General features: G+C 73.6%; 13 protein-coding genes. 10 read left to right on the forward strand and 3 right to left on the reverse strand.

All coding sequences use genetic code 11. The features are described from left to right. Positions 1 to 89: 89 nt before the first annotated feature. From AC27LF_RS31950 to nudC, 5 genes are all read left to right on the forward strand, one after another. Positions 90 to 479 (forward strand): MGMT family protein, encoded by a 390-nt coding sequence (locus AC27LF_RS31950; RefSeq protein ID WP_479656232.1) that lies wholly within the window; start codon positions 90 to 92, stop codon positions 477 to 479. A gap of 254 nt (positions 480 to 733) precedes the next feature. After that, a complete protein-coding gene (locus AC27LF_RS31955) occupies positions 734 to 4,177 on the forward strand; it encodes an ATP-dependent helicase (RefSeq protein ID WP_479656231.1) in 3,444 nt (1,147 codons plus the stop codon). A gap of 277 nt (positions 4,178 to 4,454) precedes the next feature. Next, entirely contained in the window at positions 4,455 to 7,976 is a 3,522-nt protein-coding gene (locus tag AC27LF_RS31960; protein WP_479656230.1) for an ATP-dependent helicase, read from the forward strand. 10 nt (positions 7,977 to 7,986) lie between these two features. Then, the gene (locus AC27LF_RS31965; protein ID WP_479656229.1) at positions 7,987 to 9,390 is read left to right on the forward strand and encodes a dipeptidase; all 1,404 of its coding nucleotides are present in this window, start codon (positions 7,987 to 7,989) and stop codon (positions 9,388 to 9,390) included. Between the two features lie 150 nt (positions 9,391 to 9,540). Beyond that, complete coding sequence (gene nudC, locus AC27LF_RS31970; protein WP_479656228.1) at positions 9,541 to 10,485, forward strand: NAD(+) diphosphatase; 945 nt, start codon at positions 9,541 to 9,543, stop codon at positions 10,483 to 10,485. A 78-nt stretch (positions 10,486 to 10,563) separates the two neighbouring features. On the opposite strand, the gene AC27LF_RS31975 is transcribed toward nudC, so the two are convergent. Beyond that, positions 10,564 to 10,806: a mycoredoxin gene (locus AC27LF_RS31975; RefSeq protein WP_404024664.1), complete on the reverse strand. Its 243-nt coding sequence runs from the start codon at positions 10,804 to 10,806 to the stop codon at positions 10,564 to 10,566. A gap of 318 nt (positions 10,807 to 11,124) precedes the next feature. Between AC27LF_RS31975 and AC27LF_RS31980 the strand changes: the two genes are divergently transcribed. From AC27LF_RS31980 to AC27LF_RS32000, 5 genes are all read left to right on the forward strand, one after another. Then, positions 11,125 to 13,320, forward strand: a complete 2,196-nt coding sequence (locus tag AC27LF_RS31980) for an ATP-dependent DNA helicase UvrD2 (RefSeq protein ID WP_479656227.1) — start codon at positions 11,125 to 11,127, stop codon at positions 13,318 to 13,320. A gap of 164 nt (positions 13,321 to 13,484) precedes the next feature. Next, complete coding sequence (locus AC27LF_RS31985; protein ID WP_479656226.1) at positions 13,485 to 13,817, forward strand: hypothetical protein; 333 nt, start codon at positions 13,485 to 13,487, stop codon at positions 13,815 to 13,817. A gap of 174 nt (positions 13,818 to 13,991) precedes the next feature. Next, positions 13,992 to 14,360 carry a WhiB family transcriptional regulator gene (locus tag AC27LF_RS31990; RefSeq protein ID WP_479656225.1) on the forward strand — a complete coding sequence of 123 codons (369 nt, stop codon included), beginning with the start codon at positions 13,992 to 13,994 and terminating at the stop codon, positions 14,358 to 14,360. Next, positions 14,357 to 14,680 (forward strand): hypothetical protein, encoded by a 324-nt coding sequence (locus AC27LF_RS31995; RefSeq protein WP_404024674.1) that lies wholly within the window; start codon positions 14,357 to 14,359, stop codon positions 14,678 to 14,680. The genes AC27LF_RS31990 and AC27LF_RS31995 overlap by 4 nt, the downstream gene beginning before the upstream one ends. 132 nt (positions 14,681 to 14,812) lie before the next feature. Beyond that, complete coding sequence (locus AC27LF_RS32000; RefSeq protein ID WP_479656224.1) at positions 14,813 to 15,025, forward strand: hypothetical protein; 213 nt, start codon at positions 14,813 to 14,815, stop codon at positions 15,023 to 15,025. 6 nt (positions 15,026 to 15,031) lie between these two features. On the opposite strand, the gene AC27LF_RS32005 is transcribed toward AC27LF_RS32000, so the two are convergent. Beyond that, positions 15,032 to 16,402 (reverse strand): ABC1 kinase family protein, encoded by a 1,371-nt coding sequence (locus AC27LF_RS32005; RefSeq protein WP_479656223.1) that lies wholly within the window; start codon positions 16,400 to 16,402, stop codon positions 15,032 to 15,034. Continuing rightward, positions 16,395 to 17,609, reverse strand: coding sequence for a TOMM precursor leader peptide-binding protein (locus AC27LF_RS32010; protein WP_479656222.1), 1,215 nt, complete (start codon positions 17,607 to 17,609; stop codon positions 16,395 to 16,397). Before AC27LF_RS32010 ends, AC27LF_RS32005 begins: the two co-directional genes overlap by 8 nt. Between the last annotated feature and the right edge of the window lie 12 nt (positions 17,610 to 17,621).

Below are 17,621 nucleotides of genomic sequence, written 5' to 3' on the forward strand. Positions count from 1 at the left end.
CAGTGTGCCGGAAACGCCGCCGCAGGGCGAGGGGCGGGCATCACACCGCTCGCGCCGCGTTGTCGGTGGGGTGGGGCAGGATGGGGCGAATGAGCGAGGAGAGCCGTCCTGAGGAGGCGGGCGCGCAGGGGCACGCGGACGCGCTGCCGGAGTATGCCGAGCGGGTCCTCGACGTCGCCGAACGGATCCCGCCCGGGCGGGTCATGACATATGGGGACGTCGCCGAATGGCTGGAGGAGGGCGGCCCGCGCCAGGTCGGCAGGGTGATGGCCCTCTACGGGGGAGCCGTGCCGTGGTGGCGCGTCGTGCGGGCCGACGGGGCGCTGCTCCCGGGCCACGAACTGCGCGCGCTCGGCCACTACCGCGCGGAGGGCACACCGCTGAAGGAGGCGGGCAGGGCCGCCGAGGGCCACCTGCCGCGGCTCGACATGAGACGGGCCCGGTGGGACGGCGGCGAGAGCGCACAGGGTCACACCTGACAGCTTCCGCCATAGAGGGCTCGTTGGGGGAACCCATGGCCCGTTCGGGGGACACAGGGGACGTCCGTGACATGACGTACGTTCGTGGGTTGTGGGGCTCATGCGCCTGGGGAGGCGCGTGAGAAGAAGCGGAAGCCCTGCTTCCGTGCCTCGCGTCGGCGTAGCGTCGGCGGCGCGTGTCCCCCTCACCCCGCGGCCACCACCTTGCACGCGGGGCGGCCAGACGAGTACGAGCACCAGGACCGGCGAACCACGTGAGCTCCTTCTCCACCACCAGACACCTGCCGCACCAAGAGGTGCGGCAGGGGAGCCGTGGCGCCTACCGACTGGTCCGCACCCCGCCGGCCGAGCCGGATCCCCTTCGTCTGGACGCCGCCCAGCGCGCGGTGGTTGACCACCGGTCCGGGCCCCTGCTGGTCCTCGCGGGTCCCGGCACCGGCAAGACCACCACGCTGGTGGAGTCCGTGGCCGCGCGGATCGCCCGCGGCGCGGACCCCGAGCGGATCCTGGTGCTGACCTTCAGCCGCAGGGCCGCGCTCGAACTGCGCGACCGCATGGCCCGGCGGGTGGGCGCGGCCCGCGCACCCCGCGCGACCACCTTCCACTCCTACGCCTACGCCCTGGTCCGCGCCCACCAGGACAGCGACCTGTTCGTGCAGCCGCTGCGCCTGCTCTCCGGCCCCGAGCAGGACGTGACCGTCCGCGAGCTGCTGGCGGGCCAGCCGGACCTGGAACGGCTCGGTCTCGCCCATGTGCGCTGGCCGGACGAACTGCGCGCCTGTCTGACCACCCGGGGCTTCGCCGACGAGGTCCGAGCCGTCCTCGCCCGCAGCCGGGAGCTGGGCCTCGGCCCGGCCGCCCTGGACGCCTTCGCGCGGCGCATCGGCCGCCCCGACTGGCGGGCCGCCGCGGCCTTCCTCGCCGAATACCTCGACGTGCTCGACCTTCAGGGCGTCCTCGACTACGCGGAACTCGTCCACCGCGCGGTGCTGCTGGCCGACCGGCCCGAGGCCGCCGCCCGCCTCGCGGCCCGGTACGACGCCGTGTACGTCGACGAGTACCAGGACACCGACCCGGCCCAGGTGCGCCTGCTGCACGCCCTCGCCGGCGGCGGCCGCACCCTGGTCGCCTTCGGCGACCCCGACCAGTCGATCTACGCGTTCCGGGGCGCCGACGTCAACGGCATCCTGGACTTCCCGGCGGCCTTCCCGCGCGGGGACGGCCGCCCGGCCCCCGTCGAGGTGCTGCGGACCTCACGCCGCCTGGGGGCCGGCCTGCTGGCCGCCACCCGGCTGCTGACCCAGCGCATGCCCCTGACCCGCCTACCGGCCGACAGGGTGCGCGCCCACCGCGAACTCACCCCGGTACGCGACATCGGCCGCGTCGAGGTCTGCACATACCCCACGGCCGGCGCCGAACTGGACAACATCGCCGACATCCTGCGCAGGGCACACCTGGAGGACGGCGTGCCCTGGAACGAGATGGCGGTCCTGGTGCGTGCCGGATCCCGCACCATCCCCACCGTCCGCCGGGCCCTCACCTCGGCCGGCGTGCCCCTCGACATCGACGGCGACGACCTGCCGCTGCGCCATGAACCGGCGGTCGCACCGCTGCTGACGGCGCTCAGGGCGGTGGCCACGGCCGAGGCGGCGCGGCCGGCCGAAGAAGGCGCACTGAAGGACGGGGAGCGCCGGGACGGCGCGATCCCCGACGAGGGCGGGCCCGCGGAGGAGCCCCCCGTGGCGGTCTCCGGAGAGCGGGCCCTTGCGGAGCGGCGCTCCGGGGACGCCGTCGAGCCCGCCGGGGAGGACACCTCCTGGCTCGACACCGAGACCGCGCTGACCCTGCTCGTCTCGCCCCTCGCCGGCATGGACGCCGCCGATCTGCGCCGCCTCGGCCGGGCCCTGCGCGAGGAGGAGAGGGCGGCGGGCAACCCGCTGCCGCCGCCCTCGGACGTGCTGCTCGCGCGGGCGCTCGCCGAGCCCGAACGGCTGGTCGCGCACGACCCTGCGTACGCCCGGGGAGCCCAGCGCCTCGGCGCGCTGCTGAGAAAGGCCCGGCAGCGCCTCGCGAACGGCGGCACCGCCGAGGAGGCGCTGTGGGACCTGTGGGAGAGCACGCCCTGGCCCGGCCGCCTGGCACGGACCGCCCGGCGCGGCGGAGCGGCAGGCCGCAACGCCGACCGCGACCTCGACGCCGTGTGCGCCCTGTTCGCGACCGCCGCGCGGGCCGAGGAGCGCACCGGGGGCCGCGGAGCCCTGAACTTCCTGGAGGAGATCGAAGCAGAGGACATCGCCGCAAACACGCTCGCCGGCCGCGCCGTGCGTCCCGATGCCGTCCGGCTGATGACCGCACATCGCGCCAAGGGCCTGGAGTGGCGTCTGGTCGTCGTGGCCGGCGTCCAGGAGGGCCTGTGGCCGGACCTGCGCCGCCGCGGCTCCCTCCTGGAGGCCGACCGCATCGGCCGCGACGGGCTCGCCGAACCCCTCACCCCCGGGGCGCTGCTCGCCGAGGAGCGCCGCCTGTTCTACGTGGCCGCCACACGCGCGCGTGAACGTCTCGTCGTGACCGCGGTGAAGGCGCCCGCGGACGACGGCGACCAGCCCTCCCGGTTCCTCACCGAGCTGGGCGTCGAGCCGCAGGACGTCACCGGTCGCCCGCGCCGTCCCCTGTCGGTGGCAGCGCTGGTCGCCGAGCTGCGCGCCACCACGGTCGACCCGCGCGCGTCCGCCGCGCTGCGGGAGGCCGCCGCCCGCCGCCTGGCCCGGCTCGCCGCGCTCGGCGACGAGGAAGGCCGCCCCCTCGTCCCGTCGGCGCACCCGGACCGCTGGTGGGGCATGCACGAGCCGACCGCGAGCAGGGTGCCGCTGCGCGACCGCGGCCAGCCCGTCGTGCTGTCCGGCAGCGCCCTCGACCAGCTCGCCAACACCTGCGCCCTCCAGTGGTTCCTCGGGCGCGAGGTGAAGGCCGACGCACCCGCCACCACCGCCCAGGGCTTCGGCAACGTCGTGCACGTACTCGCCGACGAGGTGGCCTCCGGACGCACCCCCGCCGACCTCGACGTCCTGATGGAGCGCCTGGAGTCGGTGTGGAACGCGCTCGCCTTCGACGCGCCCTGGAAGTCGGCGCAGGAGAAGGAGAACGCGCGCGTGGCACTCGAACGCTTCCTGACGTGGCACGTCGACTCCAACGGCGCCCGCGCGGGCCGCAAGCCGGTGACCAGCGAGCATGACTTCGACGTCAGCCTCGAAGCGGGTGACTACGAGGTGCGCATCCGAGGCCAGATGGACCGCGTGGAGACGGACGGCGAGGGACGTGCGTACGTGGTCGACTTCAAGACGGGCAAACAGGCGCCCAGCACCGCCGAGGTGGCCCGCCACCCCCAGCTGGCCGTCTACCAGCTGGCCGTCCGAGAGGGCGCCGTGGACGACGCCTTCGACGGGACGCGTCCCGAACCCGGTGGCGCCGAACTCGTCCATCTGCGGCAGGGCGCGCCCAAGCGGGACGGCGGCGACAGCCTGCCCAAGGTGCAGGCCCAGGACCCCCCGGAGGGCGAGTGGGTCGGCGAACTGCTCGCCACCGCCGCGGGCAAGGTTCTCGACGAGCGGTTCACGCCGACCACGGGACAGCACTGCGCCCACTGCGCGTTCCGGGCGTCGTGCAGCGCACGGCCGGAAGGGCGGCACGTGGTCGAGTGACCCGCGCCGCCCGCCGCCGCGCCGTTACGGGACGCCCGCTGCCACGGCCCGCCCCACCAGCCGTACCGACCGCGGCGCCAGTACCGACCGCGGCGCCAGTGCCGGCCTGTGGCGCTCGGTGCCGGTCCACGGTGTCCGTGTCGGCCTGTGGCCCCGTCGGCCCGTGCCGGCCTGCCGCGACCGGACCGGTCCGCGCCCCCGTCCGGCCCGGCCGCCCGAGCCCTCCGGCAGCGGGATCCGGCACCGACTGTCAGTGCCCGCCGATAACCTCTGCGACATGCCCGCCCGTATCACCGATCCCCAGCAGCTCAAGGAGCTCCTGGGCATCCCGTTCACCCCGGAGCAGACGGCCTGCATCACCGCGCCGCCCGCCCCGCAGGTGATCGTGGCCGGGGCCGGGTCGGGCAAGACCACGGTCATGGCGGCCCGGGTGGTCTGGCTCGTGGGCACCGGCCAGGTAGCCCCCGAACAGGTCCTCGGCCTGACCTTCACCAACAAGGCCGCCGGGGAACTCGCCGAACGCGTCCGCAAGGCGCTCGTCAAGGCCGGCGTCACCGATCCCGACACCATCGACCCGGACAACCCGCCGGGGGAGCCGGTCATCTCCACGTACCACGCCTTCGCGGGCCGCCTGCTGACCGACCACGGCCTGCGCATCGGGCTGGAACCGACATCCCGGCTGCTCGCCGACGCCACCCGCTACCAGCTCGCCGCGCGCGTGCTGCGCGAGGCCCCCGGCCCCTACCCTGCGCTCACCCGCTCCTTCGCCGACCTGGTCAGCGACCTGCTCGCGCTCGACGCCGAACTCGCCGAACACCTCGTACGCCCCGAGGACCTGCGCACCTGGGACGCCGGTCTGCTGCACACCCTGGAGGGCGCCAGGCTCACCAACGCCGACCTGCGCAAGGTCCCCGAGACGGCCGCGGCCCGCCGCGAACTCGCCGAGCTGGTGCTGCGCTACCGGGCCGCGAAACGCGACCGCGACCTGCTCGACTTCGGCGACCAGATCGCCCTGTCCGCGGCGCTCGCGGAGATCCCCGACGTCGGCCGCGCGCTGCGCGAGGAGTTCCGCGTGGTGCTCCTCGACGAGTACCAGGACACCTCCGTCGCCCAGCGCGTCCTGCTGGCCGGTCTGTTCGGCGGCGGCACCGGCCACCCTGTGACCGCCGTCGGCGACCCCTGCCAGGCGATCTACGGCTGGCGCGGCGCCTCCGTCGCGAACCTGGACGACTTCCCCGAGCACTTCGCACACGCCGACGGCCGCCCCGCCACCCGCCAGGCGCTCAGCGAGAACCGCCGCAGCGGCGGCCGTCTCCTCGACCTCGCCAACGGCCTCGCCGAGCCCCTGCGCGCACTGCACGCGGGCGTGGAGGCCCTGCGCCCGGCCCCCGGAGCCGAGCGCGACGGCATGGTCCGCTGCGCCCTGCTGCGCACCCACGCCGAGGAGATCGCGTGGATCGCCGACTCCGTCGCACACCTCGTGCGCACCGGGACGGCGCCCGGCGAGATCGCCGTCCTGTGCCGTACGGCGACCGACTTCGCGGAGATCCAGGGCGCGCTCGTCGCCCGCGACATCCCCGTTGAGGTGGTCGGCCTGTCCGGGCTGCTGCACCTGCCCGAGGTCGCCGACCTCGTCGCCGTCTGCGAAGTCCTCCAGGACCCCGGCGCCAACGCCTCCCTGGTCCGCCTGCTGACCGGCCCCCGCTGGCGCATCGGCGCCCGCGACCTCGCCCTGCTGGGACGGCGCGCCCGCCTCCTCGTGTCCCACGCGCGCGTGGACGCCGACGACGACCCCGACCGCAGGCTCGCCGAGGCCGTCGAGGGGGTCGACCCGTCCGAGGTGATATCGCTCGCGGACGCCCTCGACACGTTCCTGGAATCCCCCATGGACGCGGACGGCGCCGACGACGGGCTGCCCTTCTCCACGGACGCGCGCGTGCGCTTCGCCCGCCTCGCCACCGAACTGCGGGAACTGCGGCGCTCCCTGTCCGACCCGCTGATGGACGTCCTGCACCGCGTCCTCGCCGTCACCGGCCTCGAAGTGGAACTGTCCGCATCCCCGCACGCCCTGGCGGCCCGCCGCCGCGAGACCCTGTCGAACTTCCTGGACGTCGCCGCCTCCTTCGCCGCCAACGAGAGCGAGGCCACCCTGCTCGCCTTCCTGGGCTTCCTGCGCACCGCGGCCCAGTACGAGAAGGGCCTCGACAACGCCCTGCCCGGAGGCGAGAACACCGTCAAGGTGCTCACCGCCCACAAGTCCAAGGGCCTGGAATGGGACGTCGTCGCCGTCCCCGGCCTGGTCACCGGAACCTTCCCCAGCACCCAGGGCCGGGAGAAGTGGACCTCCCAGGCCAAGGTGCTGCCGCACGCGCTGCGCGGCGACGCCGACACCCTGCCCGACATTGCCACCTGGGACGCGCGCGGCATGAAGGACTTCCACGAGGCCGTGAAGGACCACCAGCACACCGAGGAGCTACGCCTCGGCTACGTCACCTTCACCCGCCCCCGCTCCCTGCTCCTCGGCTCCGGCCACTGGTGGGGCCCCGCCCAGAAGAAGCCCCGCGGCCCCTCCGACTTCCTGCGCGCGCTGCACGACCACTGCGCCGCCGGGCACGGCGAGATCGAGGCGTGGGCGGACGAACCCGAGGAGGGCGAGGAGAACCCGGCCCTGCACGAGGCGACCGCCGACCGGGCCTGGCCGCTGCCCCTGGACGCCGACGCCCTGGCCCGCCGCCGTGCCGCCGCCCAGACGGTCCTCGCCCATCTGGACGGCCTCACCTCACCCGTGGACGCCCCTCCGGTGGCCGTCCACGACCCGCACACCCATGAGGACCCGGACTGGCCCCCGCCGCCCGACGACGACGCACCACTCGACGCCGAGCCCCCCTACACCCCCCACAAGGACGAGCCGCAGTTCCCTCCGTACGAGGACGAGCCCCCGTTCACGGAGGACCCGGCCGACTGGGACGCGTGGGCCACCGACCGGCCGACGCTCCCGCACCAGGCGGGCGCCCCCGCCCCGCCGGCGCCCGCACACCTCCACCCCGAGCAGTCCGGCCCCACCCCGCTCACCCCCGAGGAAGCCCGCACCGTCGCCTCCTGGGACCGCGACCTCGACGCGCTCACCGGAGAACTGCTGCGCGCGCGGGAGACCGTGACCGACGTCCTCCTGCCGGCCACGCTGACCGCGACCCAGCTGCTGCGCCTCGCCGCCGACCCCGACGGGCTCGCACAGGAACTCGCACGCCCCATGCCGCGCCCCCCGCAACCGGCCGCGCGTCGAGGCACCCGGTTCCACGCCTGGGTAGAGGCCCGCTACGAAGCGTTGACGCTGCCGATGCTGGAACCGGAGGAACTGCCCGGCAGCGAGGCCGAGATCGCCGACGAACGCGACCTCGAAGCCCTCAAAGATGCCTTCGAACGCACCGAGTACGCCCACCGCACGCCCTACCGCGTCGAGGTCCCCGTCCAGCTCGCTCTCGCCGGACGCCTCGTGCGCGGCCGGATCGACGCCGTCTACAAGCACGGCGACGGCGCCACGGCCACGTACGAGATCGTCGACTGGAAGACCGGGCACGGGCACAGCGCCGACCCGCTCCAGCTCGCGGTGTACCGGATCGCCTGGGCCGAGCAGCAGGGCGTACCGCCCGAATCCGTCACCGCCGCCTTCCTCTACGTACGCAGCGGCGAGGTCGAACGACCGGACGGCCTGCCGGACCGGGCGGCGCTCGAAAGACTGCTCACCGGCGCGGCCCGGTGTGACGAACCGCCCGATCAGGAAGCCGGCGCGGGCCGATAGGCTCGATGGCATGAGCCAGACCCCGGACAGCGCCGTCCGCGCGTACATCGAGCAACACCGCGCCGCCTTCCTCGACGACCTCGCCGCATGGCTGCGCATCCCCTCCGTGTCGGCCCAGCCCGACCACGCGCCCGACGTACGACGCAGCGCCGACTGGCTCGCCGCCGCGCTCACAAGGACCGGCTTCCCGATCACCGAGGTCTGGGAGACCCCGGGCGCCCCGGCCGTCTTCGCCGAGTGGCCCGCCGACGACCCCGGGGCACCCACGGTCCTCGTCTACGGCCACCATGACGTCCAGCCCGCCGCCCGCGAGGACGGCTGGGACAGCGACCCCTTCGCACCCGTCGTACGCGGCGGCCGGCTGTACGCGCGCGGGGCCGCCGACGACAAGGGCCAGGTGTTCTTTCACACACTCGGCGTCCGCGCCCACCTCGCCGCCACCGGCCGCACCGCCCCCGCCGTCCACCTCAAGCTGCTCATCGAGGGCGAGGAGGAATCCGGCTCCCCGCACTTCCGGGCCCTGGTCGAGGAGCACGCCGGACGGCTCGCCGCCGACGCCGTGATCGTCTCCGACACCGGCATGTGGTCCGCGGACACCCCCACCGTCTGCACCGGCATGCGCGGCCTCGCCGAGTGCGAGATCCGCCTGTACGGACCCGACCAGGACATCCACTCCGGCTCCTTCGGCGGCGCCGTGCCCAACCCGGCCACCGCCGCCGCCCGCCTCGTCGCCGCCCTGCACGACGAGCACGCGCGCGTGGCGATCCCCGGCTTCTACGACGGCATCGCCCACCTCACCGACCGCGAGCGCGCGCTCTTCGCCGAGCTGCCCTTCGACGAGGAGCAGTGGCTGCGCACCGCCAAGTCGTACGCCGCCCACGGCGAGGCCGGACACACCACCCTGGAGCGCATCTGGGCCCGCCCCACCGCCGAGGTCAACGGGATCGGCGGCGGCTACCAGGGACCCGGCAGCAAGACGATCATCCCGGCCTCGGCGATGGTGAAGCTGTCCTTCCGGTTGGTCGCGGGCCAGGACCCCGACCAGATCGAGAAGGCCGTCCGCGCCTGGGCCGCCGACCAGGTGCCCGCCGGGATCCGCTGCGAGATCGACTTCGGCGCCGCCACCCGCCCGTGCCTGACCCCGCTGGACCACCCCGCCCTGCGGTCCGTGGTCCGCGCCATGGTCCGCGCCTTCGGCAAACCCGTCCGCTTCACCCGCGAGGGCGGCTCCGGACCGGCCGCCGACCTCCAGGAGGTCCTTGGCGCCCCGGTCCTGTTCCTGGGCATCTCCGTACCCTCCGACGGCTGGCACGCCCCGAACGAGAAGGTCGAGCTCGACCTGCTGCTCAAGGGCGTCGAGGCCAGTGCCCACCTGTGGGACGACCTCGCGCAGAACTGGCGCCGTGCGCCCTGATCCGGCGCCGCGCGGGGCCGCACCGCCCGCGCGGCACACTGGAGGGACCGCCTGCCCGCCCCGCACCCGCCCGACCCGGTTCCCTCCCGCCCCAGATCCCGCCGACCGCCGCCGAACCCGACCGTTCCACCGGGGGAGTTGGAAGCACCCGTGACCACCTGGACCGACCAGACCGCCGACCGACCCATCTCGCTCACCGCACCCAGTGGCATCGACCGCGCCGCCCACCACCGGCTCGACGAGGCATGGCTCGCGGCGGCGTGGAGCCACCCCACGACCCGCTGCTTCGTGGTCTCCGGCGGCCAGGTCCTCATCGACGAGACGGCGGACGGCCGTACCGAACTCGTCATGACCCCGTCCTTCGAGGCCCCCCTCACCGAGGCGCACCGCTACTTCCTGGGCACCGACGAGGACGGCGTCAGCTACTTCGCCCTCCAGAAGGACTCCCTGCCCGGCCGCATCGACCAGTCCGCCCGTCCGGCCGGGCTGCGGGAGGCCGGGCTGCTCCTGTCACCGCGAGACGCCGGTCTGATGGTGCACGCGGTCGGCCTGGAGAACTGGCAGCGCACCCACCGCTTCTGCTCCCGCTGCGGAGAGCGCACGGTCATCGCGGCCGCCGGTCACATCCGCCGCTGCCCGGCCTGTGGCGCCGAGCACTACCCGCGCACCGACCCCGCCGTGATCATGGCGGTCACCGACGACGAGGACCGGATTCTGCTCGGCCGCCAGGTCCACTGGCCCGAGGGCCGCTTCTCGACGCTCGCCGGCTTCGTCGAACCCGGCGAGTCCATCGAGCAGTCGGTGCGCCGCGAGGTCTTCGAGGAGGCCGGCGTCACCGTCGGCCGGGTCGAGTACGTCGCCAGCCAGCCCTGGCCGTTCCCGTCCAGCCTCATGCTGGGCTTCATGGCCCACGCCACGACGACCGACATCGAGGTCGACGGCGACGAGATCCACGAGGCCCGCTGGTTCTCCAGGGAAGAACTGCGGGCCGCCTTCGAGTCCGGCGAGGTGCAGCCGCCGTACGGGATCTCCATCGCCGCCCGCCTCATCGAACTGTGGTACGGCAAGCCGCTGCCGACCCGCAGCTTCGTCTGAGGCCAGGGGACGGGGCCGGGAACGGCGGAGGGGTGGCGGTCCCGCCGGGACCGCCACCCCTCCGCACGAGCGGAACGCTCACACGCCGATCTTCTGCTTCACCTGCGCCAGCGACGGGTTCGTCAGCGTCGAACCGTCGGCGAAGAGCACGGTCGGCACCGTCTGGTTGCCGTTGTTCGCCTTCTCCACGAACGCGGCCGACTCGGGGTCCTGCTCGATGTTGATCTCGGTGTACGCGATGCCTTCCCGGTCCATCTGGCTCTTCAGCCGACGGCAGTATCCGCACCACGTCGTGCTGTACATCGTCACAGTGCCCTGCATCTCGCTCGCGCTCCTCTGGCAGCTCGGGGAAGGTCGTCCTGTGGGGGAACGTACGCCACCGGCCCGCCATTCCCGCCGGGGGTATACGGCCGCCGGGCGCGAGGCCAGACGCACCAAGCAGGTCCAGTGAAGTCCGCTGCGGTTCGACCGCGCCCCAAAGTGCAGAGGGGCGCGGGGAACTGCGCGACCGGCCACGACGGTGCCGCAGACGACCGACGGCCTATCGCGGCATTTCCAGCGGAGCGCTTAGTACGACTGCAAGGGGCTCCCTGTGGACAACCGTCACAGCCGTCCCGGGCGACCTGGCAGCATGGCCGTGTGACAGCAGCAACGCACTCCACCCTCTTCCCGCAGGTACCGGACTCGGCCGACGCGGTGCTCGAAGGGCTCGACCCCGAGCAGCGCGAGGTGGCCACCGCCCTGCACGGCCCGGTGTGCGTGCTGGCCGGGGCCGGCACGGGCAAGACGCGGGCGATCACCCATCGCATCGCCTACGGCGTGCGTGCGGGCATCCTCCAGCCGTCCAGCGTGCTCGCCGTCACCTTCACCAACCGCGCCGCCGGCGAGATGCGCGGCCGGCTGCGCCAGCTCGGCGCACAGGGGGTCCAGGCCCGCACCTTCCACTCCGCCGCGCTCCGCCAGCTCCAGTACTTCTGGCCGAAGGCGGTCGGCGGCGCCATGCCCCGGCTCGTCGACCGCAAGATCCAGCTCGTCGCGGACGCGGCAGCCGCCTGCCGTATCCGCCTCGACCGCGGTGAGCTGCGCGACGTCACCGCCGAGATCGAATGGTCCAAGGTCACCCAGACCGTCCCCGCCGACTACCCGCTCGCCGCCGTGAAGGCCGGCCGTGAGACCCCCCGCGACGCGGCCGAGGTCGCCCAGCTCTACTCCGTGTACGAAGACCTCAAGCGCAGCCGCTCGGTCATCGACTTCGAGGACGTCCTGCTGCTGACGGTCGCGATCCTCCAGGACCGGCACGACATCGCCGAGCAGGTCCGCGCCCAGTACCAGCACTTCGTCGTCGACGAGTACCAGGACGTCAGCCCCCTCCAGCAGCGGCTGCTGGAGCTGTGGCTCGGCGACCGGGACAGCCTGTGCGTCGTCGGCGACGCCAGCCAGACGATCTACTCCTTCACCGGGGCGACCCCCGACCACCTGCTCGACTTCCGCATCCGCCACCCCGGCGCCACCGTCGTCAAACTGGTCCGCGACTACCGCTCCACCCCCCAGGTGGTCCACCTCGCCAACGGGCTGCTCGCCCAGGCCCGCGGGCGGGCCGCCGACCACCGCCTTGAGCTGGTCTCCCAGCGCGCCGCGGGCCCCGAGCCCGGCTACACCGAGTACGCGGACGAGCCCGCCGAGGCCGAGGGCGCCGCCCGCCGCATCCGCGAACTCGTCGACGCCGGGGTCCCGGCCGCCGAGATCGCGATCCTGTTCCGCACGAACTCCCAGTCCGAGACCTACGAGCAGGCCCTCGCCGACGCCGGGGTGCCCTACCAGCTGCGCGGCGCCGAGCGGTTCTTCGACCGCCCCGAGGTGCGCAAGGCGGGCATCGCCCTGCGCGGCGCGGCCCGCTTCGGCGGCAACGACGCGCTGCTGGACGACGTCGTGGACCTGCCCTCGCAGGTGCGCGCGGTCCTGTCGGGGGAGGGCTGGAGCCCCGAGCCCCCGGCCGGCTCGGGGGCGGTGCGGGAGCGCTGGGAATCACTGGCGGCGCTGGTCGGTCTGGCGCAGGACTTCGCCGCAGCCAGAGCCGGCGCCACCCTGGGCGACTTCGTGGCGGAACTCGACGAACGGGCGAACGCCCAGCACGCCCCGACCGTCCAGGGCGTCACCCTCGCCTCGCTGCATTCGGCCAAGGGCCTGGAGTGGGACGTCGTCTTCCTGGTCGGCGTCGCCGAGGGCATGGTGCCGATCAGCTACGCGAAGACGGACGAACAGATCGAGGAGGAACGCAGACTCCTGTATGTCGGTGTGACCCGGGCCCGGGAGCGGCTGCATGTCTCCTGGTCCCTCGCCCGGTCCCCGGGCGGCCGTCCGAGCCGCCGTCCGAGCCGCTTCCTCGACGGACTGCGCCCGGGTTCCACGGCCACGGTCGGGCGTGCGGCGGGCGGTGCCGCGGGCGGCATCGAACGGGGCCGGCCGGCGAACGGCACGGCCGCGCCCCGGCGTACCCAGCGGACCCCGGCCCGGTGCCGGGTCTGCGGCCGTACGCTCACCGACGCCGGTGAGATGAAACTGATGCGCTGTGACGACTGCCCCTCCGACATGGACGAGGGAATCTACGAGCGGCTGCGTGAGTGGCGGGCGGAGCAGGCGCTGCGTTCGGGCCAGCCGGACTTCTGTGTGTTCACCGACAAGACTCTGATGGCGATCGCCGAGTCCGTGCCCGAGGACTATCCCGAGCTGTCCCGGATCCCCGGCGTCCCGGCCCGCAAGCTCAAGCTGTACGGGGCCGCCGTTCTGGCCATCTGCGCAGGCGGGAGCGGTGCGGCAGACGGCGGGGGCGACTGATGCGAACTCGTCGGAAAAATAGTTTGCGCATGGCCCGGCGATCCCCATAGGTTCTAGACACGGAAACAGCGGCCTTCTCGGAGGCACTGATTCCGTGTTCTACTTGCATATCCGATGGGACCGGCTCACCCCGGTCCCCGAGACGCCGAGAGGAGGCGAGTCCAGTGATCAGCATCAACATCAGCACCAGCGCCGGTTCCCTGAACGCGGCCAAACTGCGCGATCGCGCGACCGTCTCCCTGTGCATGCTCGGCGCCTCGAACACGGGCACCGGTCTGTCCGGCATTCGTGCCGTGCGTCCGGCGTCCTCCGTGTCTCTCGCGGGTCTTCCCGTGCGTGAGCGCGATGAGCGACCGACCGAGGCACTGGAAGCAGTAGTGGCACAGGCGCGCGCCTATGCCTTTGCGGCGGCCGGTGCCGGAGCCCGGAAGCAGACGACGCAGCACCACCTGATGTGGGCCTTCCGTGGGCCAAAACCCTGGAGTGATCCAGCCTGATCGCCGATCAGGCCGGCGCCTTCAGGGCCGCGGAACCCCATCCGGGATCCGCGGCCCTTCTGTTTTCCCCGAACGGGGACGACGGAGCGAAGGGGCCTCGGGACAAGAAAAGAACCCGGTACCAAGCCGACACCCGGTCAACAGGCCGGACCGACCAGACGAGGAAGACGAACCGTGCAACTCGAAGCGCACGCCCCGTCCGTACCGCCTTCCGACATGATCCCCCCGCCCGTCCCCACGGAGGACTCCACCTTGACCCCGCTCACCGCGCTCACCGCGCTCGACGACGCCATCGAGAACCTCGGCGTGCCCGTCCCCTGCCGTTCCTACGACCCGGAGGTCTTCTTCGCGGAGTCGCCGGCGGACGTCGAGTACGCCAAGTCCCTCTGCCGGACCTGCCCGCTGATCGAGGCATGCCTCGCCGGCGCCAAGGAACGGCGTGAGCCCTGGGGCGTCTGGGGTGGCGAGCTGTTCGTCCAGGGGGTTGTCGTCGCCCGGAAGCGGCCGCGTGGCCGCCCGCGCAAGAACCCGGTCACAGCATGAACATCCCAGGAACCATCGACCGCCCCCTCACGCACGACCCCAAGAAGCAGGCCCCGATGAAGCCGTCCACCAGCGAGCCCGCAGGCTCCGCGACCCCAGACTTCACCACCACCGGCGCGATCGACTCGCGTCAGAACAGGACCCGAGAGATGCAACTCATCCCAGAAGCCCTGGCTCGTGCGCATATGCACGACCGGCTGCAGGAGGCCGAAAGGGAGCGCGAGGCGGTACGCCTGGCGACCGCCCGCCGGATGCAGCGCCGGGCCGAGCGCGCGTCGAGGCGTGCCCGCCGTGCGCTCGCCATGGCGCTCATGCAGTAGCCGATCACACCGGAAGCGGTGGCCCCCGGCCTCGGGGGCGAAACCTTCCCGCGGGGGCCGGTCCGTCCGAACGGACCGGCCCCCGCGGTGCGTTGTCGGGCCGAACCCGGGCCGCGGAGTTATCGTCGCCGGGTGACGAGTCCTTCCGCAGACGGTGACCACGACGGCCCCACCGCGCGACTGAGCCCCCTCGTGTGCGCCCGCTGCCGCACCCCCTCCGCGGCCCTCCAGCCCGCGACCTGGACCTGTTCCGTGGAGAACGGCGTCCGTCAGTACTTCTGCGACGGCTGCTCCAGGGAAAACCTCAGGGCGATCGAGGGGCGGCTGGACTCGGCCCGGTGGTGAGGCGGCTCAGGCCTGCGCCGCCGGTTCCTGCGCGGTCAGGTCCTCCTCCTCGGGGAGGAATCCCGGAAGCCACTCCAGTTCCTCCCGCAGCCGCACCGTCGCGCCCAGTTGGCACAGGACGCCTATGGTGCTCAGGGTCACCCGGTGGATCAGCAGGTAGGCCGGGGGCAGGTTCAGCTGCTTGCCCAGCTGATAGGCGGGGGAGCGGGGGTCGGCGATACGGGCGGCCTGGCTGCGCATCCAGGCGCGGGTGAAGGTGAACTCGTCCACCCGGGCCGGCTCGATGATCGGCAGGAGGTAGTCGAGTACGGCGTCGGGGTCCAGTTCTATGGAGTCCTTGACGAAGCCCTCGGTGCGAAGCATCTCGTAGACCGCGACGGCCTCGCCGTCCAGAGTCATCCGCAGGGCGTCGCCGATCGGCGCCGGCAGGCCGCCGGGGAGGCGGTCGACGGTGCCGAAGTCCAGGACGCCGAGGCGCCAGTCGCCCTCGCCCTCCGGCTCGCCGGGCAGCAGCCGGAAGTTGCCCGGATGCGGATCGGCGTGCAGCAGGCCGGTGCGGGCCGGACCCGAGAACAGGAAGCGGGCCAGGAGCTGACCGGCCCGGTCGCGCTGTTCCTGTGTGCCGCCGGTGATCACCTCCGAGAGCGGGATCCCGTCGATCCACTCGGTGACCAGTACCTGCTCGCACTGGTGCACCACGGCCGGCACCAGCACGTCGGGGTCGTCCGCGAACTCCTCGGCGTGCGCCTGCTGGGCCTGGGCCTCCAGGCCGTAGTCCAGTTCCTCGGAGACGCGGTCCCGCAGCTCAGCGATCAGCGGTTTGACGTCCATACCGGGGATGAGCGGCCCCAACAGTCGGGCGAAACGGCTCAATTGCCCCAGATCGGAAAGCAGTGCCTCGCCGGCCCCCGGGTACTGCACCTTGACCGCCACCTCGCGGCCGTCGTGCCACACCGCCCGGTGCACCTGGCCGATGGAGGCCGCCGCGGCCGGCTTGTCCTCGAACTCCAGGAACAGCTCACGCCAGTCCGTCCCGAGCCGTTCCTCCAGCACCGAGTGCACGGTGCGGGTGGGCATCGGGGGCGCCGCCTCCTGGAGCCTGGTCAGGGCCGCGCGGTAGGGGCCCGCGACCTCCTCGGGCAGCGCCGACTCGAAGACCGACAGGGCCTGCCCGAACTTCATCGCACCGCCCTTCAGCTCGCCGAGGACCTTGAACAACTGCTCGGCCGTGCGCTGTTGCAGTTCACGGCCGACGATGTCCGCGGACTCGCCCACGATCCGCTTGCCCAGGCCCCAGGTCGCCCGGCCGGCGAAGCCGAGCGGGAGCGCGGCGAGCTTGGCGGTCCGGGTGACCGCCTTCCGGGGAAGATCAGACATGCGCCCTCCAAGTCCCTGCCGGCCGCGAAGCGTCCGTGGTGCGTCGTCGTTGCGTCGACGGCCGTTGCACGCCCATTGTCTCGTGCGGCCGCCCGTCCGTGGAGGTGTGTTCCTCCTTACCTCTGTCCGCGGCCCCGCATGGGCACGCGGGATGCGGCGGGACGGGTCGCGCCTGCCATCGCAGGCCCGGCAGCGCGGCCTCCCAGCGCGCGCCCGTGCTCGACGGCGAACCCCCGTCGAGGAAGGCGAGCGCGTGCGCGGCAGCCAGCCCGGCGGCCGTGGCCGCGAGCGTCAGGTCACACGGGCTCACCGGGCGGGCCCGCCCGGAGCGCCACTGTGCGACCAGGCGGGGCCAGACCGGATCCCGGTCCGCCCGGTCCCGGTGCAGACAGCCGGCGCAGCCCGTCTCGCCCGGCAGCACGAGGGGCCCGACGACCGCGGTTGCCTCCACGACGCCGCAGTGCAGATGAGGTGTCCCGGATGCCAGGAGGGGTTCGACGGCGCCCGGATCGGGGGCGTGCACGGCGACATCGTCCCGCGGCGCGAGGATCACCAGGCAGTAGCCCGGCTCGTCGGTCGGGGGCGGCCAGGCGCGGGCGCGGCGGCGCGGGTGGTCCGGTGCCGCCCGGTGCACGGCCTGCCGCGCGGCCTCGTCCCTGCGCTCGCTGACCGACTCGGCGGGCAGTCCGCCCGGGGCGACGTCCCATGGCTCGACCTGGCCGCCGTCGCGCACGTCGACCTCGCCGACCCCCGCGCCCGACAGCAGCGAGGCCAGCACGGCGCCGACCCGGCCCGCGCCCCTGACCTGCACGCGCAGGGCGCGGCGGGCCGCCAGCCGGTCGATCGCCTCGCCCGGCGCGGAGGTGGTCAGGGACAGCGAGGCCAGATCGGGGCGCAGCCGGTCGAGGGTCTTCTTGTGCTCGCGCAGGGCGGCGCCCGCGGGGCCGCCGCCGCGCGCGTCGTCGAGCAGCCCGGCCCCGGCCAGCCCGCGGACCACGGCGTCGACATGGCCGTCGGGCAGGTCCATCCGGTGCCCCTCGTCGCGCAGGAGCGGCAGTCCCCGGGTGCCGTTGAGCAGTTCCAGGAAGCTGCCCGTCGCCGTGTCGATCGGACCGAGCGTCAGCGCGTGCGCCGGTGTCATGCCGAACTGCACGGTGTTGAGGTCGCGCCAGCCGCGCCGGAACGCGGGCTTCGTCATCGGATGCATAGCTGTCCCCCG

The sequence above is a fragment of the Streptomyces diversicolor genome (assembly GCF_057537855.1).